The following is a 20360-nucleotide window of genomic DNA, read 5'->3' as shown; positions in this document are numbered from 1 at the left end:
CGCGCCAGCTACTGCTGCTGGATGAGACGGTCGAAGTTGGGTTGCTTGTCGAGAACCTTGTACTTCTGCGCGAGCTCGGCGAGCGTCTGCAGGCTCGACCGGTCGACCTGCCAACCGAAGGCCGGCAGCCGCACCGAGTCGGCCACCGGTGGCGGCAGTTCCAGGTTGTCCTTGATGGCCTGCCGCAGTGACGTCTCGTTGGCGGGGTCCTTGGCCCACTCCAGCGTCTTCTTCATCGCCGCGGTGAAGTCCTCGACCAACTTGGCGTCCTTCTCGGTGCGTTCCTTTGTGGTGATGGTGGTGAGCGTGGTCAGGCCGGGCACCACCGCCTGGTAGGGCGCGACGATGAAGGTGTCGCCGCGGGTCTTCAGTTGGGTGACGAAGGGCTCCGGCACCCAGGCGGCGTCGATGTTGCCGGATTCGAGTTGGGCCGGGGCGTCCGGGAAGGCGACCTCGACGAACTTGATTGTCGACGGGTCACCGCCGTCCTTCTCGACCGCCGCCATGATCGTCACGTCGCCGGCCGCGCCGAGGCTGTTGACCGAGACCCGTTTGCCGGCGAGATCGGCCGGTCGTTTGATGCCGGATTTCGCCGAGGCGACCACGGCGTTGATGTCGTCGCCGTCGGCGTACGAGGAGGCGTAGTTGCCGATGATGACGACGCCGAGATCCCGCAGGTCGGCCCGGAACGGGCCGAAGGGCTGGCCGATCGCGAAGTCGATGTCGCCGTTCAGGAGTGCTGGAATGGCCTGCGCGCCGCCCTGGGCGGGCAGCACCTCGACCTGGAGCCCGCGCTCGGCGAAGAGGCCAGCCTTGATGCCGGCCCAGAGCGCGGCGGTCTCGGTGATGGGCAGCGCCGCGACCCGGACCTTGCGCAGGTCGCCGGAGGGCTGGTCGGACGGTTTGGACGCGTCGGAGTCTGTACATCCGGTGAGGGCGATCGCGGTAGCGGCGATCAGCCCGAGAGCCATGACCTTCTTCATTGACGAGGCCCTTCCTGGGCGGGGTGGTGGGTGCGTCGGAAGTCGGCGGATGCCTCGGATCTGCAGGTGAACTACCGCTGCGTGGGGGCGCACGCCGCTGTGTTGGCCATGGTCAGTCACCCTGGCATCGAAAGTCAATAATTTCTGACGCCCGTCATGAATAAGTTGAACAACGCTCTGCTGTGGAGGCGTCGCACCGGTTCGCGCTCAGACCTCGGGCAGGCCCACATAGTTCTCGGACAGGCTCCTGGCGTACGCCTCCGAGGTGGCGACGTACCTCAGCGTGGCGGTCTGCAGCTTCGTCTCGTACGGGTCGTCGCGCTCCAGCCGGTGCAGCATCGAGGTCATCCACCAGGAGAAGTGCTGGGCCCGCCAGACCCGGCGCAACGCCGTGGCCGAGTAGGAGTCCAGCAGATCGGTGCGACCCCCGTCGTACCACGCGGCGAACGCGTCCCCGAGCAGCGCGACGTCGGCGAGGGCAAGGTTCATGCCCTTCGCGCCGGTGGGTGGGACGATGTGCACGGCGTCCCCGGCCAGGAACAACCGCTCCCACCGCATCGGCTCGACCACGAAGCTGCGCATCGGGGTTATGGATTTTTCCAGGATCGGCCCCTCGTTGAGCGACCATCCCGGCACCGTCTCCAACCGGGCCCGCAGCTCCGTCCAGATCCGCTCGTCGGGCCACGCAGCGATGTCCTCGTCCGGCGCGACCTGTAGGTACAGCCGGGAAATCTCGGGGGAGCGCATGCTGTAGAGGGCAAAGCCCCGTTCGTGGTTGGCGTAGATGAGTTCGTCCACCGCCGGCGCCGCGGCGGCGAGGACACCCAACCAGGCAAAGGGGTACGCCCGCTCGTAGGTGGTCAGCACCCCCTCGGGCACCGCGCCCCGGCTCACCCCGTGGAAGCCGTCGCAGCCGGCCACGAAGTCGCAGTGCAGCTCCTCGTCACGCCCGTCGCGTCGAAAATGGACGACCGGCGAGTCCGAGTCGAGGCCGTCCAGGCGTACCGCGTCGGCCTCGAAGAGGATCGAACCGCCGGCCGCGAGTCGGGCGGCGATCAGGTCCTTGACCACCTCCTGCTGCCCGTAGACGGTGATCGCCCGCCCGGTCAGATCCGCCATCGGCACCCGGTGCGACTCCCCGGCGAAACGCAGCTCGATGCCCTCGTGGCGCAGCCCCTCCCGTCGCAGCCGCTCACCCACACCGCTGCGGCAGAGCAGGTCGACCGAGCCCTGTTCGAGGACGCCCGCCCGCAGCCGGTGCTCGACGTGGTCGCGGCTGCGGCTCTCCAGCACCACCGACTCGATTCCGCGCAGGTGCAGCAGGTGCGACAACATGAGCCCGGCCGGCCCGGCACCGACGATGCCGACCTGGGTACGCATTCCCGGCATGCTCCTCTCCTCCCGGCGTCAGAACGGATACCGCGTGATGGCACCCTGCACGGTGAGCCACTGGGTCTCGGTGAACGCCTCGACGTTCGCGGCGGCCCCACCGAACCGGGAGCCGGTGCCGGACGCCCCCACCCCACCGAACGGCGCCACCGCCTCGTCGCTCACCGTCTGATCGTTGATGTGCACGATCCCGCTGGGGATCCGGTCGGCGAGGGCCATCGCCCTCATCACGTCGCGGCCCAGGATGCCCAGCGACAGGCCGTACTCGGTCTGCCGGGCCAACTGCACGGCCTCGTCCTGGTCGGCGAAGGTGATCACCGGCGCGACCGGTCCGAAGACCTCCTGGGCGTACGCCGGGGTCGCGGGGGTGACGTCGGTGAGCACCGTCGGCCGGTAGAACAGCCCCTCGTACGTGCCCCCGGCGGCCAGTCGGGCACCCGCGTCGACGCTCGCCGTGACCAGTGCGTGGACCTTGTCGCGCTGGCGCTCGTCGATGATCGGCCCGAGCGCCACCTGCTCCTTCGCCGGGTCGCCGACCGGCAGGTGGTTCGCCTTCTCCGCCAGCCGCTCGACGTACCGCTCGGACAGGCTCTCGTGTACCAGGTGTCGGCCGGTGGTCATGCAGATCTGGCCCTGGTGCAGGAACGACCCCCAGGCGCCGGCGGAGACCGCGAGGTCCAGATCGGCGTCGTCGAGCACGATCAGCGCCGAGTTGCCACCGAGTTCGAGGTGTGCGCGTTTGAGGTGGCGTGCTGCCGCCTCGCCGACCTTGCGGCCGGCAGCGGTCGACCCGGTGAAGCTGATCACCCGTATGTTCGGGTCGGCCACCAGCGCCTCCCCGACCTCGACCCCGCCGGGAAGGACGTGCAGCAGCCCGTCGGGCAGGCCGGCCTCCTCGAAGACCCGGGCGATCGAGACACCGCCGCAGACCGCGGTGCGCGGGTCGGGCTTGAGCACGACGGCGTTGCCCAGCGCCAGGGCCGGGGCGACGGAACGGGTGGCCAGGATGAGTGGGAAGTTGAACGGCGCGATGACTCCGACGACGCCGACGGGCAGCCGGCGAGCCAGGCTGAGCCGCGGTTGCGCGCTCGGGATGATCTCGCCGAGCGGGTGCGAGGCCAGCGCCGCCGCCTCGTAGCATTCCTGCGCCGCGGTGTCGGTCTCGACGCCGGCCTTGGGTGGGACTGACCCAGCCTCCCGCACGATCCAGTCACCGATCTCGGCGGCGTGCCGCTCGAACAGCTGCCCGGCCCGGCGCAGCACCGCTGCCCGCTCGGCGTAGCCGGTGGCGGCCCAGGCGCGCTGGGCGACGGCGGCGCGAGCGCAGGCGCGCGTCACGTCCTCGGCGTTCGCCACGCCGACCTGGCCGATCTCCTCGCCGGTGGCGGGGGACCGCACGGGTGCCGTGCCGCCGGCCGGTTCCACCCAGCCGTCGCTGTGCAGGGTGCCCTGCCAGGTCGTGACGTCCAGCAGTGTCATGGCGGTCCTCCTCGGAGCGTGGGGCCGGTGGGCTGGTCCCGGGGTGACCGGGCGGACTTCCGCTCACGAAGGGCCCAGAGGTGTTCGCTTGCCGAACGGCCGTTCTCTTCCTGAACGTTGGCACGTGGTCCGGCTCGCGTCAACGCATCGCCCGGCGTGGTTGTCGGGCACTGTGGACGGCGGTCCGGCCTGTCGTTGACGGATGTCGTTCCCCGTCGTACGTTCGAGATGAGTACGGCAGTCCGCATAGCGAACGGCCGGCGGCAGCACGGTTCGCCCAGGAGGCGGGGAGGCCCATGGCGAAGCTCGTCTCGTTGACCGACGGCGTGGCGCACCTGGTCCGCGACGGCGACGTGGTGGCCCTGGAAGGGTTCACGCACCTCATTCCGTTCGCCGCCGGTCACGAGATCATCCGCCAGGGGCGGCAGGATCTGACCCTCGTGCGGATGACCCCCGACGTCATCTACGACCAGCTGATCGGGGCGGGCTGCGCCCGTCGCCTGGTCTTCTCCTGGGGTGGCAACCCGGGCGTCGGGTCGCTGCACCGCTTCCGGGACGCCGTGCAGCACGCCTGGCCACGTCCACTCGAACTGGAGGAGCACAGTCACGCGGGCATGGCCAACCGGTACGTCGCCGGGGCGTCCGGGCTGCCGTTCGCCGTCCTGCGCGGCTACACCGGCACCGACCTGCCCGGGCACACCACCAACATCCGGCCCATCACCTGCCCGTTCACCGGCGAGACGCTGACCGCCGTCCCCGCCCTGCGTCCGGACGTGACGGTGGTGCACGCCCAGCGCGCCGACCGGAACGGCAACGTGCAGATGTGGGGCATCACCGGGGTGCAGAAGGAGGCGGTGCTCGCCGCCCACCGGTCACTGGTCACCGTCGAGGAGATCGTGGACGAGTTGGAACCCGTACCCGGACAGGTGGTCCTGCCCGGATGGGCGGTCACCGCGGTGGCCGAGGTGCCCGGAGGCGCGCACCCCTCCTACGCCCACGGCTACTCGGTGCGGGACAACGACTTCTACCGGGACTGGGACGCCGTCAGCCGGCACCGCGACACCTTCCGCGCCTGGCTCGACGAGCACGTGCACAAGGCTGGGGCTGCGGCGTGACCGACGAGACCGCGATGACCAGCTGGACCGCTGACGAGATGATGACAGTCGCCGCCGCGCGGCAACTGCGTGACGGCACCGCCTGCTTCGTCGGGATCGGGTTGCCCAGCACCGCGGCGAATCTCGCGCGGGCGACCCACGCCCCGAACCTGGTGCTGATCTACGAATCCGGGTGCCTCGGCGCGAAGCCGGACCGGCTTCCGCTCTCCATCGGAGACGGGATCCTCGCCGACACCGCTGACGCGGTCGTCTCGGTGCCCGAGGTGTTCAACTACTGGCTCCAACCCGGCCGGATCGACGTGGGCTTCCTCGGCGCCGCGCAGCTCGACCGCTACGGCAACATCAACACCACGGTCGTCGGCGGCGACTACGACGCCCCGACGGTACGGCTGCCCGGCGCCGGTGGCGCCCCGGAGATCGCCGCCTCCTGCGGCGAGGTCGTGGTGATCGTCCGGCAGGACCTGCGGACCTTTACCGAACGGGTCGACTTCGTCACCTCGGTCGGCTACGGGACGGGCCCGGGCGACCGGGAGCGACTCGGCCTGCGCGGCGGAGGCCCCCGAGTGGTGATCACTGATCTCGGCGTCCTCGAACCCGACCCGCTCACCTGCGAACTCACACTGACCCACCTGCACCCCGGCGTGACCAGGGAGCAGGCGCGGGCGGCCACCGGCTGGGACCTCGCCGTCGCCGAGGGACTGGCCACCGGTGCGCCGCCGACGGCACGCGAACTCGCGGTGCTGCGGGCGCTGGAGGCGACGAAGGCCGACGGGAGACGACAATGACCACTCAGGACAGCCAGCCCGGCAGCGGACTGGTGCTACCGCGCTACCGGCGCGACGACGTCGACGCCCACCCACCCCTGCTCAGCCCCGGTTACAAGTCCACAGTGGCGCGGGCGCCGAGACACCCACTGGTCCACCTGCCGCAGCGGCTGACCGAGGTCACCGGGCCGTTGCTGGGGGAGGGGCGGCTCGGTGCGCTCGACCACGACCTGACCCGCCAGCACGACGGTGAACCGCAGGGACAGCGGATCATCGTGCACGGGCGGGTTCGCGACGGTGACGGCCGACCGGTGCCCCACACGCTGGTCGAAATCTGGCAGGCCAACGCCGCCGGTCGGTACCGCGACGCACGGGACACCTGGCCGGCGCCGCTCGACCCCCACTTCGAGGGGGTGGGCCGGGCGCTCACCGACGACCAGGGGCGCTACCGGTTCATCACAGTGCAGCCCGGCGCCTACCCCTGGCGTAACCACGACAACGCCTGGCGGCCGGCGCACATCCACTTCTCCCTCTTCGGTCGCGCGTTCACCCAGCGGCTGGTGACGCAGATGTACTTCCCGGGCGACCCGCTCTTCTTCCAGGACCCGATCTTCAACTCGGTCCGCGACCCGAAGGCCCGGGAACGGATGATCGCCCGGTACGACCACGCCAGCACCGCACCGGAGTGGGCGCTGGCGTACGAGTTCGACATCGTGCTGCGCGGCCGGGAGAGCACCCCTTTCGAGGACGGGGACGACGATGAGTGAGCAGTTGGGCGTCATGCCCGCGCAGACCGTCGGGCCGTACCTGCACATCGGCCTGCGCTGGCCCGACGGCCCGTACGTGGTGCCCGAGGGCACGCCGGGCGCGTTCTGGATCAGCGGTCGGATCGTCGACGGCACCGGGACACCGGTGGTCGACGCGATGGTGGAGAGCTGGCAGGCCGACCCGGACGGCCGGTTCGACCATCCGGACGACCCTCGGGGCGCTCGGCCGCCCGCGCTCGTGGGCTTTCGCGGATTCGGGCGGAGCGAGACCGACGGTCAGGGGTGGTACCGGCTGTTGACCGTCAAGCCCGGTGCGCTGCCCGAGCCGGACGGCGGCACCGAAGCCCCCCACCTGACCCTGTCGGTCTTCGGGCGCGGGCTGCTGCACCGCCTCGTCACCCGGCTCTACTTCCCCGACGAGTCGACGGCGAACGCCGCCGACCCCGTGCTGAGCAACGTCGACACCGACCGCCGTGGCACCCTGCTGGCGAGTCCCGCCGCAGACGGGTTCCGGTTCGACATCCACCTTCAGGGCGACCATGAGACCGTCTTCTTCGCCCTCTGAGGGACTGCTCGGCGGCCTCTCCGGCACCCCGGACGTCGACGCGGAACTCAGCGACCCGGCACTGCTCCAGGCGATGCTCGACGTGGAGGCCGCGCTCGCCCGGGCCGCGGCGGACGCCGGCATCGTGCCCGTACCGGCGGCCGAGGCGATCGCCGAGCAGTGCCGCGCCGAGCGGTACGACCCGGCCGCACTGGGCCGGGCCGCCGACGCCACCGGCAACCCGGTCGTCCCGCTCGTGAGAGAGTTGACCGCCGCCGTGCCGGAGCACGCCCGAGCCTGGGTGCATTCCGGAGCGACCAGCCAGGATGTGCTGGACACCGCGCTGGTCCTGGTGGCCGTGCGGGCGCTCGGGCCGCTGCTGGCTCACCTCGACGTCGCCGTGGGCGCCGCCGCCCGGCTGGCCGACGCCCACCGGGACACCGTGATGGTCGCCCGGACACTCGGGCAGCAGGCGGCACCCAGCACCTTCGGGCTCAGGGCCGCCGGCTGGTTGACCGGTCTCGTCCAGGCCCGGGACCGACTGCGTCAGGTCCGCGCCGCACAGCCCGCGCAACTGGGTGGCGCGGTCGGCACCCTGGCGGCGTTCGGCCCGACCGGCGTCGAGATCACCGAGCGGTTCGCGGAGCACCTGGGCCTCCCGCCCAGCCCGTTGCCCTGGCACACCCGCCGTCAACCCTGGCTCGATCTGGCCGCCGCCCTCGGTGGGCTCCTGGTGGCCGCCGGCAAGATCGCGCTCGACGTCGGGTTGCTCGCCCAGAACGAGGTGGGTGAGGTCGCCGAGGGCGGCGCCGGACGAGGCGGCTCGTCCGCCATGCCGCACAAGCGCAACCCGGTGGACTCGATCCTCGTCACCGCCGCGGCGCGACGCGGTCCGGGTCTCGTCGCCACACTGTTCGCCACGGCGGTGCAGGAGCACGAGCGGGCCGCAGGCGGCTGGCACGCCGAGTGGGAGCCGCTCCTCGATCTGCTGCACGTGACCGGTGGCGCCACCGCCCGGTGCGCCCGCATGCTGACCGGGCTCCAGGTCCGCCCGGAGCGGATGCGGGAGAACCTCGACGCGACCGGCGGCCTCCTGCTCGCCGAGGCGGTCGCCGCACGCCTGGCGCCCGCCGTCGGCCGCCGCGTCGCACACGATCTCGTGACCCGCGCCGCCGCCGAACCCTCGTTCCGCGCCGCGCTGCTCGCCGACCCCGAGGTCCGTGCCCACCTGTCCGACACGGAGCTGGCTGAGGCGCTCGACCCGTACCGCTGGCTCGGCTCGGCCGGCCGGTTCGTCGACAGTGCCCTCGCCGCCGTCCGGGGAGCGGGCGGATGACCACCCGGTTGCATCTCACCGTGGACGGCCCGGCCGCCGCGCCGGTGCTGCTGCTGGGCAGCTCCCTCGGCACCGCCGCCGCGATGTGGGAACCCCAGGTGTCGGCGCTCGCCCAACGGTTTCGGGTCATCCGATACGACCACCTGGGCCACGGCCGCTCGGCGGTGCCGCCCGGGCCGTACACGCTGGACCTGCTGGGCCGGGAGCTGCTGCGGACGCTGGACGACCTCGACGTGCCGTGGGTGCACTACGCGGGGTTGTCCCTCGGCGGCATGGTGGGCATGTGGCTCGCCGCGTACGCGCCCGACCGGGTGCGGCGGCTGGCGCTGCTCTGCACGTCGGCGTCGCTCGGCCCACCAGAGCAGTGGCGGGCACGAGCCGCGACGGTACGGGCCGACGGTCTGTCGGCGATCGCCGACGCGGTGGTGGCCCGCTGGTTCACCACGGGCTTCGCCGCCGCCCGGCCGGAGGTGGTCGGCACCCACCGCGCCATGCTGACCGAGACGCCGTCGGCCGGCTACGCCGCCTGCTGCGAGGCGATAGCCGCGATGGACCTCCGACCCGACCTCGGCCGGGTGGCCGCGCCGACGCTCGTCATCGCCGGCGCGGACGACCCGGCCACCCCGGTGGAGCACGCCCGCGAGATCGTGGGGCGTATCCCACGGGCCCGGCTGGCGGTGGTCGACGCGGCGGCGCACCTGGCCAACGTCGAGCAACCCGAGCAGGTGTGCCGACTCCTGTTGGAGCACTTCCACGAGGGACGAGGTGACGCGTGAACGACAGCGAGCGGCACGAGGCGGGCATGACGGTACGTCGACAGGTGCTGGGTGACGCGCACGTGGACCGGGCGGTCGCCGGCACTGACGAGTTCACCGCCGACTTCCAGGACTTCATCACCCGCTACGCCTGGGGGGAGGTGTGGAGCCGGCCGGGCCTCGACCGACGGACCCGTAGCTGCGTCACCCTCGCCGTGCTCGCCACCCTGCGCCACGACGAGGAGTTGGCAATGCATGTCCGGGCCGCGCTGCGCAACGGGCTCAGCCCGGAGGAGGTGGCGGAGGTCCTGCTCCAGGTCGGCGTCTACGCTGGTGTACCGGCGGCGAACCGGGCGTTCACTGTGGCCCGGGAGACCCTGCGGCAGGAGGGCGGGTGAGCGTGAGCGAGGAGGCGACGAGGTCGCCGGAGTTCGTTCAGTCGCTGGAGCGCGGCCTCGCGGTGATCCGGGCGTTCGACGGCGAACATCCGCAGCTCACGCTCAGCGAGGTGGCCAGGCGGACCGGGTTGACCCGGGCCGCGGCGCGCCGGTTCCTGCTCACCCTGGTCGAGTTGGGCTACGTGCACACCGACGGCCGGCTCTTCTCGCTGCGGGCCCGGATCCTCGAACTCGGGTACGCCTACCTGTCCAGTCTGAGCCTGCCCGAGGTCGCGCAGCGGCACATGGAGGCGCTGGTCGCGCAGGTGCACGAGTCCTGCTCGGTGTCGGTGCTAGACGGCGACGAGGTGGTCTACGTCGCCCGCGTGCCCACCAAGCGGATCATGACCGTGGGGATCAGCGTCGGCACCCGGTTCCCCGCGTACGCCACCTCCATGGGCCGGGTGCTGCTCGCCGCGCAACCGGTGGAGTGGCTGGACGACTACCTCGCCACCGCGCAACTGCGGCCGCTGACCCGGCGTACCGTCACCGACCCGGCCAAGCTGCGCGCCGTCCTGACGAAGATCGCCGCTCAGGGGTACGCCATCGTGGACCAGGAGTTGGAGGAGGGGCTGCGTTCGGTGGCCGCGCCGATCCACGGCGAGAACGGGTCGGTGATCGCCGCGGTGAACGTCTCCGCGCACGCCAGCCGGGGGTCCTTCGAGATGATCCGTCGAGAGCTGCTCCCGCCGCTGCTGGCCGCCGCAAAGCGGATCGAGGAGGACATCCGGGGCGGCCTGAGCCGGTCACCGACTGCCGGCGGGCTCGGGCTCAGCTCGGCTTGAGGGCCGGCGCGGTGACGACCCGCGCCGGACGGCGCAGGTACCACTCAGCCACCGCAAGGTTGATCAACCAGCCGGCGACCACCAGCCCGGCCCGGAGGTTCCCGTCGGGCTGCTCGCCGGTCGCGATGAGGTACGGCGCGTGGGTGAACGCCTGGGTGCCGGCGCCGAGGCCGATCGCGTAGCCGCGCACCATCCACCTGCGGTGCCGGGCGATGTCCCGGCGGAGCACGGCGGCGAGACCGACCAGGATCGAGCCGGCCATGGCCGAACCGAAGACGAGCCGCATACCGGCGAGCACGTCGTTGTCATGGGCCGGCAGGTCGTACGCGAAGGCCATCCACAGCCCGGTGAACGCGACAGTCAGCCCACAGGGGACGAGCACCCGGCCGGCCCGGCGGTGCCAGCCGTGCCGGCGCAGACGGGGTACGAACTGGAACGCGCCGAGGATCGTGTACACCACCGCGCCGACGATGTGCAGCACCACAGGCAGCGGATCGGCGACGAAGCGTGCGTTCGCCGCGGTGACCTCCGCTCCGCTGCCCAACTCGGTGAGCCGCCCCGCGCCGGCGAGCATCGGTATCAGGCCCAGCAGGATCAACGCGGCCGGTAGCCGCCACTCGCGCATCGTCATGCCATCGATGGTGGACGCCGCACCCGTCCCCGCTCATCGGCACATGGGCCGCGATCGGGTCGGCCCATGGTCGCACGCCGTCGTCGTACTTCCGGCGCTCACCAGTGCCGTCGGCGGCGGTTGGTCTCGTACGCCCACATCGCCACCTCGACCCGGTTACGCACCCCCAGCTTGGTCATCAGGCTGGTGACGTGCGACTTGACAGTGCTCAACGTGATGTAGAGCTCGTCGGCGATCTCCTGGTTGGTGCGTCCCCGCGCGACGGCGACCAGGACCTGTTCCTCCCGGTCGGTGAGCGCTTCGACGGGCTGCTGGCGCGGCGCGGCCGGATCGGCGTCGGCGAACGCCTTCAGCAGCCGGGTGGTGACGCTCGGCGCGATCAGCGCGTCCCCGTTGGCGGCGGCGTGCACGGCCTGGCTGAGCAGGTCGGGACCGGCCTCCTTGAGCAGGAAGCCGCGGGCGCCGGCTCGCAGCGCCGCGTACACGTACTCGTCGAGGTCGAAGGTCGTGATGACGACCACCGCGAGCGGCTCCGGGACCGCCGGCCCGGCGAGCGCCCTGGTGGCTTCGATGCCGTCCATGCCCGGCATCCGGATGTCGAACAGGCACACGTCGGGTCGGAGCCGCCGGGCGAGCTCGACCGCCTGCCGGCCGTCGCCGGCCCCACCGACGACCTCGATGCCGGGCTGCGTGTTCAGGATGATGGTGAGGCCGGTGCGGACGATCTCCTGGTCGTCCGCCACCAGCACGCGAACCGTCACGCGCCGACCCCCTCCCGCGGAAGCACGGCCGTGACGGTCCACCCGCGGTCGGGGTTGGGGCCGGCCTGGCAGGTGCCGCCGAGCAGGTCGGCGCGCTCCATCATGCCCACCAGGCCGAAACCGGGGAAGCCGGTCGGGCGGGCGGCGCCGGTTTCGCCGTCGTCGCTGACCCGCAGCCGCACGGACGTGTCGTCGGCCGCGACGCTGACCTCGATGCGGGTGGCGTGGCGAGCGTGACGACGGGCGTTGGTGACCGACTCCTGCGCCAGCCGGTAGAGCGCGGAGCCGACAGTGGGCGGCAGGTCGCCGAGGTCGCCGCGCAGATCCACGTCGACGGCCGGCCCGGTGCGGAACTGGCCGGCGAGCCGCTCGATGTCGGCGACCTGCGGGTTGGGCCCCAGGTCGGCGGGCTGGTCGCGGCGCATTACACGCACCATCGCGCGCATCTCGGCAAGCGCCCGGGACGCCTCGGCCTCGATGGTGTGCAGCGCCTCGACGGCGGCACCCGGCTGGCTGGCCGACGCGGCGATGCCGGCCTGGGCGCGGATCGCCATCGCCGACACGTGGTGGGCCACCGTGTCGTGCAGGTCGCGGGCGAGCCGTTCCCGCTCCAACAGCTTCACCCGATCGAGCTCGCGCAGCCGGGCGGCGGCGCGGAAGCGGATGGCGACACCCAGCGTGGCGGCGGCGAACATCACCGCGAAGCCGGCGACCAGTTCGCCACCGTCGATCGAGCCGACCAGGCCGGCGGCGGTCACCTTGGCCACCACGAAGAACGAACCGAGCACGGCGTCCCGGCCGGAGCCCCAGCGGAACAGCGCGTAGACCAGGAGGACCAGGAAGCTCGCCGTGAACAGCTGGCAGGGATCACCGGGCAGCACGTACGGGGCGACAGTCGTGCAGCCGAACGCGATCGCCACCATCGCGAGCGGTTTGGTCCGCCGCCACAGGATCGTGGGCAGCAGCGCGAGCGCGACGACGACGCAGCCCACCCGCCAGGGCAGATCGGGTCGGAAGATTCCTTCCACCACGATCGCCGGCGCGAGGACCGCGATCACCGCCCAGTCGCGCCACACCCGGGTCGGGGTGGGGGAGACCCGCGGCTCGGCAAACACCGCGCGCAGGCGAGGGTGCATGGGATCCATCGTACGAACGGTGGTGCGACTCCAGATCCTCCCAAAGTACGACCGGTGACCACCGGGTGGCCGTGCCGGCAGCGGTTGCCAGCGGATCTCCGCGACGTTACGTTGAGATGCCATCGATGAGCTTCTACATCGCAAGGTATCGGGGGCCCGCATGTCCACGTCCGTCACTCGTCGCACCGTCCTGGCCGGTGGAGCCGGTGCCGCCATCGGCCTGGCCCTGCCCGGCGTCGCCGCCCACGCCGGTGGAAACCATCCCACCAGCGTGAGCTTCACCCTCGACGCGACAACGCTCGACGGCGGTGAGCAGGTCACCTCGGTCACCCTCGACACCCGCCGGCTCGGGTCGATCGACCCGGCCGGGCTGACCCCCGGCACGTTCACGGTGCACGCCAAGGCCACCAGCCCGATCCCGATCGCTTCCGGCGACCAGATCTTCAGCGAGTACGACCTGGACCGCACGGTGACCGCGGCCCGGCTCGACCGGCACGGCAACATCGTGCTGGAGTTGAGCCACGCCGAGGGCCAACCCGGCGGTGGGACCCTCGGCTACATCCTGAGCAGGGGCCGCAACGTCCGGCTGGACCTCGTCTACACCATCACCCAGAACACCCCGATCGTTCGACGTCACGGCTCGCCGATGACCATCAGCCGCTTCGTGCAGGCAGGGCTGTCGAACCCGGAGGTGGACGCCTTCAGCTACCACGTCTCGGGCTCGGGTATGAAGTACCGGCTGTTCTCGCCCGACCACTCGCCCCGACACGGCCGGCGGCCGCTGATCGTCTGGCTGCACGGTGGCGGCGAGGGCGCCTCGCTGCCGGACGACTACTACGACAACGAGACCACGCTGCGCGCCAACCGGGGAGCGCTCGGCTTCGCCACCCCACAGGCCCAGCGGATCTTCTCCGGCGCGTACGTCGTCGCTCCGCAGAGCACCTCCTACTGGATGGAGGACGGCCCCCGGTTCGCCCCGCTGATCCGCGAGATCATCCGGGACCTCGTACGCCGCGAGCGTGTCGACCCGGACCGGATCTACGTGGTCGGTTGCAGCAACGGCGGCTACATGTCCCTGGAGATGACCTCGACCTACCCCGACCTGTTCGCCGCCTCGGTGCCGATCTGCGGTGTCGTCGAGCCGCTCAGCGGGGAGGGCCCGCCGCTGATCACCGACGCGGAGTTGGCGCAGATTCGGACCCCGACCTGGTTGGTCACCTCGCGCGACGACGACACGGTGCCACCCGAGACCAACACGATCCACGCCCACGACCTCATCCCGGGATCACTGGTCAGCCTGTACGACCACGTCGTCTGGGACGGCTACCAGTTCCCCGGTCACTGGTCCTGGATCTACGTGGCCCGCAACGACCCGAGTCTCAACGGCACCCACATCTGGCAGTGGATGGCCCGCTGCCGTCGGTGATCTGCTGGTCGGCGAGGCGGAAGCACGGCTCCGGGCCGGCCGTGGAGGTCGACCCGGAGCCGGTGACTGTCAGCCGACCGGGGTCAGGCGCCAGTTGTTCCTGGTGCTGCCGTTGTCGGCGTACTGGACGGCCTGGGCTCCCCAGGTGCTGGACCCGTTGAGGATGGCGAGCACCTTGCCGCTGTTGACGTTACGGATCCGGTAGGAACCGTCGCTGTTGGCCACCAGGGTCCAGCGATGGTCGGCGGTGCCGTTGTCGCTCCACTGCAGGACGCGGGCGTTGTCGGCGGTCGACATGTTCTCGACGCCGAGGACCTTGCCGCTGTTGACGTTGCGGAACCGGAACGCGCTGCCGTCGGTGATCCGGACCCAGTTGTGGTCGGCGGTGCCGCTGTCACCCCACACCACCGCCAGGCCGCCATCGGCGGTGGACATGTTCTGCACGCCAAGCACCAGGCCGGTGTCGACGTTCACCAGCTTGTAGGTGTCGCCGGGGGTGGTGGCGCTCACGCTGGTCACGAAGGTCATCACGCTTCGGGCGGGCAGCGTGACGGTGAGCGAGCCGTTCGACATGCTGAGCGCGCCCTGGGGTGCGACGGTCCTGCTCCCGTCGGTCAGCCAGTTCGAGACACTGCCGGAGGCTGTGGCGTTGGACAGTGTGAACTGCTGGCTCACCGACGAGGTGTTCTTGTTGATGGCGACGATGACGACTGTGTCGCCACCTCGGTACGCCGAGACGTAGACGTTCGACGCGGGGTTCGCCGTCGCGTCGATGCGTACGTACCCTGGGCGGACGAACCTGGCGAAGTGCGCCATCATGGCACCGCGCTTGCTGATCTGGCCGTCCTCCCGCATGGGGCCGTAACTGCGCCGGAGATACCACCAGACGTACGCCTGGAACTCCGCGTCCACCATGGCGCGGTGGACGTGTTCCCCCACGTCGAGCGCCTCGGGCCAGGCGTCACCCGAGTTGGTGTTGCTGTTGGGGTAGTAGACCTCCGTCATCCAGAGTTCCTTGCCCGCGCCCTTCTGCTTGAAGAGTGGGTAGGGGAAGTTGGCGTACGACGTGCCGTAGAGGTGGGCGCCGATGATGTCCACGTTGGCGAGTGCCGCGGAGTCGTTGAGGATCGGGTCCGACACTGACTTCACGTACTGGAAGGACTCCGGTGCGATGACCCTGGTGCTGATCGAGCCGGCGTTCTCCCGCAGGAACCGGAGCATTTCCGTGGACGTCCACCACGTCCACTCGGCCGCGTAGTCCGGCTCGTTCTGCACCGATATGCCGTACAGGTTCACCCCGTTGTTGCGCATGTGGGCGGTGAAGTCGTTCAGGTGCGTGGCGTAGGCGCCGTACGAGCTGTATCGGAGCCGCCTCGCGTTGGTCTGGTTGCCGCGGGTGAAGGTCTCGATCATGCTGGCCGGCGGGTTCCACGGCGATGCGAAGACGGTGGCTCCGAGGGCGACAGCGCGCTGCGCGGTCGCCAGATCGCGGCTCCAGTCCGCCTGGTTCTCGTTGACGGGGATCCGCAGCAGGGAGAACCCGAGTCGGCCCTCGCCGGTGCCGAACGCCGTGTCCCGTTGGGCAGCGGTCAGGTCGCCGATCCAGGCCGCGTGGGCCATGGCGCCGAAGCCTCGGATCGTCTGCCGCGTTGCCGACGGGTTGATGCTCGCCGGTGCGGCAAGGGCTTCGGTGGCCCCCACGACCGTCGCTACCGCTGCGACCGGTACGGCCCCCATGGTCGTCAAAACGGTTCGCCGGGTCAGCGTTTTCCGTTCGCCGGTCACCTGCTCATTCTGATCTTGCGTCATTGTCGTGTCCTCCTGGGTGGTGGTGGTGCGCGCCTTCTCGGCGCCGTTGGCCCGGTCGGCACCGGTCTGCTGCGCTGTCACGGGGTTGACCGTGATCCCGACGACCACTCCGGCCCCGATTGATCGTCATAACTGTTAACGCTAACAGAATTGTTACGCCTCTGGCATCGGCGGGTGTGGATCACTGCTTGCGGCGTAGTTCCCGCAACACGCCGTGCCGGCGCACCGCCCACGCGAGACGCCGGACGCGCGGGTGCCACACGAACAGCACCGCCGCCCGGCGGATCAGGCCGAGCCGGTTGTCGCTCAGCTGGTTCTCGATCGCCTGCCAGATCAGCTCACGCACCTTGGCGCGGGCCAGCACCGCCCGCACCTCACGCCGCACCACAGGATCCTCCGCCGCGGACGCGATGGCGGCAGCCTGACCCGGCCGGTCCGCCAGCGGCTCCACCGCCGCCGCGACGAGCGGCCTGCGCACCTCGTCCTGCTCCAGCAGCAGCAAGACCGCTTCCCGAATTTCGACAGTGTCCAGGGCGGACCGCAGCAGGCTCAGCAGGCTGCGCTCCACCTCGTGGTCATGGTCCGGGACGGACAGTGTGGCCAGCAGCCCCGCAATCTCCTCGAGATCGACGACGTGTCGCACCCCGGAGCGGAACTCCGGCAACTCCCACGCGACCTGGAGAGCCTTGACGAGATTGCGGTTCATGGACCATCCGCTACCCGCGAGCGACAGCCGACGAAACCCACGACCGGCCAGGACCGAAGCGCCAACCACGATCCGACCGAGAGCGGCCGCCCCAACCCGGACGGCCGCTCCTCACCGGGTCAACACCACGTCAGGGTCGAGTTGACCCTCGTGACGTTGCTGATCGTGTTGTTCGCCCCACCGCAGGGGCTCTGGGTGATGTTGGTGCCGCTGACCGTCAGATTCTGGAACCGGATGCCAGAGGAGATCGGGAACTCGCTCCGGGCCGCGATCCGCACCTCGCCGCCGCCCGTCACCGTCCCGGAGACCCCGGCGATGACGACGTTGTAGCAGTTCTCCACCAGGATCGAGTTGTTGCCCGTGTTCGAGATCGTCACCCGGTCGATCACCGCGCCACCGGACTCGGACACGCAGAAGATCCCCCGGCCACCGCCGGACGCGAGCACGGTGCCGACCCGGATGTTGGTCGGGTACGAGTTGCCCACCCGGCCGTTGCGGTTGGCCATCCGGAACGCCGCGTACCCGGTGCCGGCCCCGGCGCCCTGCGCGTCGACGGTGCCGATCGTGGCGTTGATCGTGTCGTTGAGCAGCAGGCCGGAGTCCCGGGTGTTCCGGGCCGTGACAGTGCCGATCGTCAGACCGTCCACTCCGTACGTCTCCACCCCGTGGGTACCGGTCCCCGACACGTAGACGTTGTCGATACGGATGTTGCGCACCTTGACCGCTCGATCTCCACCGTGGTTGTCGATGCGCACACCCAGGCCCGCGGAGAGCCGCATGTCGATCTGCCCGAGGGTCAGGTTGTTCACGTTGCGCATGAAGATCCCGTACAGCGGCGATCCGGTCAGCGTGAGGTTCTGCACCTCGACGTCGGTGGTTCCCCGCGAGTACACCGGCGCCTGGTCACCCGAGCCCGACCCGGTCACGTTGATCGTGCCGCACACGGCAAGGGTCGTGTACGACGGCAGCGACAACCGCGAGCCCGCGCTCATCGAGCCGGAGCCTCGAACGACCACCCGCTGCTTCGACGTACGACCCGCCGAGAGCGAGTTGACCGCCGCCTGCATCGCCGACAGCATGTCCGCGCCCGAGTAGACAGTCGACGAGCCGTTGCGGGCCGTCCAGGTGCCTCCGCTCAGTACGGCCTCGGCGTTGCTCGACCCACTGCCGCAGCCGGTGGCCGGTGGCGTGCCGCCGCCAACCGCCACCAGCTGCCACTGCTGGTTCGGGCCGTTGAGGTCGGCGTACTGACTGATCCGGCCCCCGTCCGCGGTGGACCGTTCCCAGACCTCAAGCGCCTTGGCCGAGTGGCGGTTGATCAGCCGGACGTAACCGCTGTCGGAGTCGAGGACCTGGAACTGCTGGTTGGCGCCGTTGGCATCGGAGAACTGGCGGTACTCGGCGCCGTCGGCGGTGTTCCACTCCCAGAGGTCGACGACCTTGCCGCTGTGCCGGGCCTTGAGGCGGTAGTAGCCGCTGCCGGAGGAGACGAACTGGAACTGTTGCCACGCGCCGTCGTTACGGGACCACTGCTGGATCACCGCGCCGTCTGCCGTCGAGGTGTCCCGGACGTCGAGGACCTTGCCGCTGTTCCGGTTGACCAGGACGTAGGAGGCGTTGGTGTCGATGGTCGCCGCCGCTGCCGGCGGCGCGCCGACCAGGGCGGCACCGGCCGCGCCGACCAGCGTGGTGATCATGGCGAGCACCAGGCCCGTACGCCGGCCGCGACGCGTCGACCCACTGCCGGACGGTCTTCTCGTGCTGGTGAAGGGCATCGCTCCTCCTGGCTGGAATGGGCTGCGGGCGTACCTGGACGGGTGTCGACGACAGCGGGCGCCTACTCCAGGTGGAAGGTGGCCGAGGCGCGTTCGGCGCTCGAACTGACCGCCTCGATGTAGAGCAGTCCGTCGCGGTGGCGCACGTGGCGACCCGGGAAGTTCTGCGACTCCAGGGAGATCCCGGCGCTGTCGGCGAGGCCGGCTTGACGACGGAAGCTCGCGTCGCCGCCGAAAAGTGCCGAACCGTCGTTCTTCTCCACGTACAGGGCGTAGCCCCGGTGGCGTAGGTAGTAACCGGGGAAGTTGGTCGACTCCAGCGACACCGATCCACCGCCGGCGAGGCCGGTGACGATGCGGAACTGGGAGTCGGCCAGGTTGGCCACGTTCGGCTCGATCCGGGCCCGGTAGTCGTAGTGCCGGATGTAGCTGTTGGCCTGGTCATGTGACCGCAGCCGCACCGGTGTGGCCCCGTCGGGCACCGGGATGCCGAAGTTCGGGGTGCCGTCGGCGTTCCAGTACACCTTCTGTAGTCGGGTGCGTCGGTTCGGGTCGTTGAGCGGATCGCCGGAGATGTCGCGGTAGTTCCGGTCGTGGTAGACGAGGATGTCGCTCTGCCCGTCCTCGGAGACGGTGAACGAGTTGTGGCCGGGGCCGTACTGGCTGGTGGCCGCGTTGCTGGCGAACACCGGGCTGGGGCTCTTGCTCCAGGAGGCGGCGTCGAGCAGGTTCGCGCTGGCCGAGGCGCTCAGCATCCCGAGGCAGTAGTTGGCGTCCGTGGCGCTGGCCGAGTAGGTCAGGAAGATCCGGCCGTTTCGTTGGATCACCGCCGGTCCCTCGGCAACCCGGTAGCCGCGGGTCTCCCAGTCGTACGTCGGCACGACGAGCCGGGTCACGGTGCCGGTGATCTGCCACGGGTTGGCACCCATCCGGGCGAGGTAGACGTTGGAGTTGTTGCCGATCGCCGGCTCCTGCTGTGCCCAGGTCAGATAGCGCACCCCGTTGGCGACGAAGGTCGAGGCGTCCAGGCTGAAGGTGTCCCAGGGTGTCGTGATCCGGCCGCGTTCCGTCCACGAGCCGGTCAGCGGATTCGCGTTGGCGTTCTCCAACACGTACATCCGGATCCGCCACACGTCGTCGGTGCGGCCCGCGGCGAAGTAGACGTACCACCGGTTGTTGATGAAGTGGATCTCCGGGGCCCAGATGTGGGCGCCCATCTCACCGCTGGTGTGGCGGCTCCAGATTGTCGTCTCCGCTGCCGTCGCCAGCCCCTGCAGGGTGGTCGCCCGGCGTAGCACGATCCGGTCGTACTGCGGCACCGTCGCGGTCATGTAGTAGTAGCCGTCGGTGTGCCGGAAGATGTGCGGATCGGCCCGCTGGTTCACCAACGGGTTGGTGTAGTTGGCGGCCGGCGCGGCGTGCGCCGGTGCGGCCATGGGCAGGCCGGCCGACACGGCCAGCAGCACCAACACCGCGGCCAGCATCGACCGCAGGCGCCGAGGGACACCGTGGCCGGCAGGCCCCCGGTGGACGGCCCGACGGGTGTTCGGGTCGGTTCGAGGGGATGGCAGCGGCATCTGTCCTCCGCGAGCTTGGGAACGGCCATTGACCAGCACCCGTAGCACCGCGGCGATGCCGTAGCCGATCCGGTCGACGCCGAGCGGCGACGTCGGGCCGGACCGGGGGGAGAGGCGCGAAGGGCTGGGAATGTGACTGTGGCGTTGCCACCAGGTGGCGGAGTTCATGTTGGCGTTAACATCGA

The 20360-nt window shown here is 70.6% G+C and carries 19 protein-coding genes; 9 read left to right on the top strand and 10 right to left on the bottom strand.

What is annotated here, in order from left to right; translation table 11 throughout:
* Nucleotides 1–8: 8 nt before the first annotated feature.
* The 3 genes from MED01_RS08225 to MED01_RS08215 all read right to left on the bottom strand — a co-directional run bounded on the left by MED01_RS08225 (nucleotide 9) and on the right by MED01_RS08215 (nucleotide 3851).
* Nucleotides 9–983, bottom strand: coding sequence for an ABC transporter substrate-binding protein (locus MED01_RS08225; RefSeq protein WP_238667905.1), 975 nt, complete (start codon nucleotides 981–983; stop codon nucleotides 9–11).
* Between the two features lie 207 nt (nucleotides 984–1190).
* Nucleotides 1191–2372 (bottom strand): 4-hydroxybenzoate 3-monooxygenase, encoded by a 1182-nt coding sequence (gene pobA / locus MED01_RS08220; protein WP_238667904.1) that lies wholly within the window; start codon nucleotides 2370–2372, stop codon nucleotides 1191–1193.
* Nucleotides 2373–2390: 18 nt separating this feature from the next.
* The gene (locus MED01_RS08215; protein WP_238667903.1) at nucleotides 2391–3851 is read right to left on the bottom strand and encodes a benzaldehyde dehydrogenase; all 1461 of its coding nucleotides are present in this window, start codon (nucleotides 3849–3851) and stop codon (nucleotides 2391–2393) included.
* 296 nt (nucleotides 3852–4147) lie between these two features.
* On the opposite strand from MED01_RS08215, the gene MED01_RS08210 reads away from it, so the two are divergent.
* Genes MED01_RS08210 through MED01_RS08175 form a run of 8 tightly spaced genes read left to right on the top strand, consistent with a single transcriptional unit; the run spans nucleotide 4148 to nucleotide 10354 of the window.
* On the top strand, nucleotides 4148–4966 hold the full coding sequence (locus MED01_RS08210; protein ID WP_238667902.1) for a CoA transferase subunit A: 819 nt from the start codon (nucleotides 4148–4150) through the stop codon (nucleotides 4964–4966).
* The gene (locus tag MED01_RS08205; RefSeq protein ID WP_238667901.1) at nucleotides 4963–5751 is read left to right on the top strand and encodes a CoA-transferase subunit beta; all 789 of its coding nucleotides are present in this window, start codon (nucleotides 4963–4965) and stop codon (nucleotides 5749–5751) included. The genes MED01_RS08210 and MED01_RS08205 overlap by 4 nt, the downstream gene beginning before the upstream one ends.
* Entirely contained in the window at nucleotides 5748–6497 is a 750-nt protein-coding gene (gene pcaH / locus MED01_RS08200; protein ID WP_238667900.1) for a protocatechuate 3,4-dioxygenase subunit beta, read from the top strand. Before MED01_RS08205 ends, pcaH begins: the two co-directional genes overlap by 4 nt.
* A complete protein-coding gene (pcaG, locus tag MED01_RS08195) occupies nucleotides 6490–7062 on the top strand; it encodes a protocatechuate 3,4-dioxygenase subunit alpha (protein WP_238667899.1) in 573 nt (190 codons plus the stop codon). Before pcaH ends, pcaG begins: the two co-directional genes overlap by 8 nt.
* A complete protein-coding gene (pcaB, locus tag MED01_RS08190) occupies nucleotides 7037–8377 on the top strand; it encodes a 3-carboxy-cis,cis-muconate cycloisomerase (RefSeq protein WP_238667898.1) in 1341 nt (446 codons plus the stop codon). Before pcaG ends, pcaB begins: the two co-directional genes overlap by 26 nt.
* A complete protein-coding gene (gene pcaD, locus MED01_RS08185; RefSeq protein WP_238667897.1) occupies nucleotides 8374–9153 on the top strand; it encodes a 3-oxoadipate enol-lactonase in 780 nt (259 codons plus the stop codon). The genes pcaB and pcaD overlap by 4 nt, the downstream gene beginning before the upstream one ends.
* Entirely contained in the window at nucleotides 9150–9530 is a 381-nt protein-coding gene (gene pcaC, locus MED01_RS08180) for a 4-carboxymuconolactone decarboxylase (protein WP_238667896.1), read from the top strand. Before pcaD ends, pcaC begins: the two co-directional genes overlap by 4 nt.
* Nucleotides 9527–10354: an IclR family transcriptional regulator gene (locus tag MED01_RS08175; protein WP_238667895.1), complete on the top strand. Its 828-nt coding sequence runs from the start codon at nucleotides 9527–9529 to the stop codon at nucleotides 10352–10354. Before pcaC ends, MED01_RS08175 begins: the two co-directional genes overlap by 4 nt.
* Here MED01_RS08175 and MED01_RS08170 read toward each other — a convergent pair.
* The 3 genes from MED01_RS08170 to MED01_RS08160 form a co-directional block, all read right to left on the bottom strand.
* Entirely contained in the window at nucleotides 10341–10985 is a 645-nt protein-coding gene (locus MED01_RS08170; RefSeq protein ID WP_238667894.1) for a DUF2306 domain-containing protein, read from the bottom strand. The two genes, MED01_RS08175 and MED01_RS08170, sit on opposite strands and share 14 nt — an antisense overlap.
* A 98-nt stretch (nucleotides 10986–11083) precedes the next feature.
* Nucleotides 11084–11746 (bottom strand): response regulator, encoded by a 663-nt coding sequence (locus tag MED01_RS08165; RefSeq protein WP_238667893.1) that lies wholly within the window; start codon nucleotides 11744–11746, stop codon nucleotides 11084–11086.
* Nucleotides 11743–12882, bottom strand: coding sequence for a sensor histidine kinase (locus MED01_RS08160; protein ID WP_238667892.1), 1140 nt, complete (start codon nucleotides 12880–12882; stop codon nucleotides 11743–11745). Before MED01_RS08160 ends, MED01_RS08165 begins: the two co-directional genes overlap by 4 nt.
* A gap of 160 nt (nucleotides 12883–13042) precedes the next feature.
* On the opposite strand from MED01_RS08160, the gene MED01_RS08155 reads away from it, so the two are divergent.
* Nucleotides 13043–14308 carry a prolyl oligopeptidase family serine peptidase gene (locus tag MED01_RS08155; protein ID WP_238667891.1) on the top strand — a complete coding sequence of 422 codons (1266 nt, stop codon included), beginning with the start codon at nucleotides 13043–13045 and terminating at the stop codon, nucleotides 14306–14308.
* A gap of 69 nt (nucleotides 14309–14377) precedes the next feature.
* Here the strand turns inward: MED01_RS08155 and xynC are convergent, their stop codons facing one another.
* From xynC to MED01_RS08130, 4 genes are all read right to left on the bottom strand, one after another.
* Nucleotides 14378–16045 carry a glucuronoarabinoxylan endo-1,4-beta-xylanase XynC gene (gene xynC / locus MED01_RS36050; RefSeq protein ID WP_504898594.1) on the bottom strand — a complete coding sequence of 556 codons (1668 nt, stop codon included), beginning with the start codon at nucleotides 16043–16045 and terminating at the stop codon, nucleotides 14378–14380.
* A 253-nt stretch (nucleotides 16046–16298) separates the two neighbouring features.
* Nucleotides 16299–16823 carry a hypothetical protein gene (locus tag MED01_RS08140; RefSeq protein ID WP_238667890.1) on the bottom strand — a complete coding sequence of 175 codons (525 nt, stop codon included), beginning with the start codon at nucleotides 16821–16823 and terminating at the stop codon, nucleotides 16299–16301.
* A 119-nt stretch (nucleotides 16824–16942) separates the two neighbouring features.
* The gene (locus tag MED01_RS08135) at nucleotides 16943–18598 is read right to left on the bottom strand and encodes an RICIN domain-containing protein (RefSeq protein WP_372493605.1); all 1656 of its coding nucleotides are present in this window, start codon (nucleotides 18596–18598) and stop codon (nucleotides 16943–16945) included.
* Between the two features lie 62 nt (nucleotides 18599–18660).
* Nucleotides 18661–20082, bottom strand: coding sequence for a family 43 glycosylhydrolase (locus MED01_RS08130; protein ID WP_238667889.1), 1422 nt, complete (start codon nucleotides 20080–20082; stop codon nucleotides 18661–18663).
* Between the last annotated feature and the right edge of the window lie 278 nt (nucleotides 20083–20360).

The sequence above is a fragment of the Micromonospora alfalfae genome (assembly GCF_022230925.1).
Taxonomy (GTDB): domain Bacteria; phylum Actinomycetota; class Actinomycetes; order Mycobacteriales; family Micromonosporaceae; genus Micromonospora; species Micromonospora alfalfae.
The sequence above is the reverse complement of the archived record's forward strand: the minus strand, read 5'-3'. Positions and strand labels throughout refer to the sequence as shown.

Coding starts and splice junctions, on each gene's coding strand:
- MED01_RS08225 (WP_238667905.1), bottom strand. CDS start 983: ATGAAGAAGGTCATGGCTCTCGGGCTGATCGCCGCTACCGCGATCGCC.
- pobA (WP_238667904.1), bottom strand. CDS start 2,372: ATGCCGGGAATGCGTACCCAGGTCGGCATCGTCGGTGCCGGGCCGGCC.
- MED01_RS08215 (WP_238667903.1), bottom strand. CDS start 3,851: ATGACACTGCTGGACGTCACGACCTGGCAGGGCACCCTGCACAGCGAC.
- MED01_RS08210 (WP_238667902.1), top strand. CDS start 4,148: ATGGCGAAGCTCGTCTCGTTGACCGACGGCGTGGCGCACCTGGTCCGC.
- pcaH (WP_238667900.1), top strand. CDS start 5,748: ATGACCACTCAGGACAGCCAGCCCGGCAGCGGACTGGTGCTACCGCGC.
- pcaG (WP_238667899.1), top strand. CDS start 6,490: ATGAGTGAGCAGTTGGGCGTCATGCCCGCGCAGACCGTCGGGCCGTAC.
- pcaB (WP_238667898.1), top strand. CDS start 7,037: ATGAGACCGTCTTCTTCGCCCTCTGAGGGACTGCTCGGCGGCCTCTCC.
- pcaD (WP_238667897.1), top strand. CDS start 8,374: ATGACCACCCGGTTGCATCTCACCGTGGACGGCCCGGCCGCCGCGCCG.
- MED01_RS08170 (WP_238667894.1), bottom strand. CDS start 10,985: ATGACGATGCGCGAGTGGCGGCTACCGGCCGCGTTGATCCTGCTGGGC.
- MED01_RS08160 (WP_238667892.1), bottom strand. CDS start 12,882: ATGCACCCTCGCCTGCGCGCGGTGTTTGCCGAGCCGCGGGTCTCCCCC.
- MED01_RS08155 (WP_238667891.1), top strand. CDS start 13,043: ATGTCCACGTCCGTCACTCGTCGCACCGTCCTGGCCGGTGGAGCCGGT.
- xynC (WP_504898594.1), bottom strand. CDS start 16,045: ATGGGGGCCGTACCGGTCGCAGCGGTAGCGACGGTCGTGGGGGCCACC.
- MED01_RS08140 (WP_238667890.1), bottom strand. CDS start 16,823: ATGAACCGCAATCTCGTCAAGGCTCTCCAGGTCGCGTGGGAGTTGCCG.
- MED01_RS08135 (WP_372493605.1), bottom strand. CDS start 18,598: ATGCCCTTCACCAGCACGAGAAGACCGTCCGGCAGTGGGTCGACGCGT.
- MED01_RS08130 (WP_238667889.1), bottom strand. CDS start 20,082: ATGCTGGCCGCGGTGTTGGTGCTGCTGGCCGTGTCGGCCGGCCTGCCC.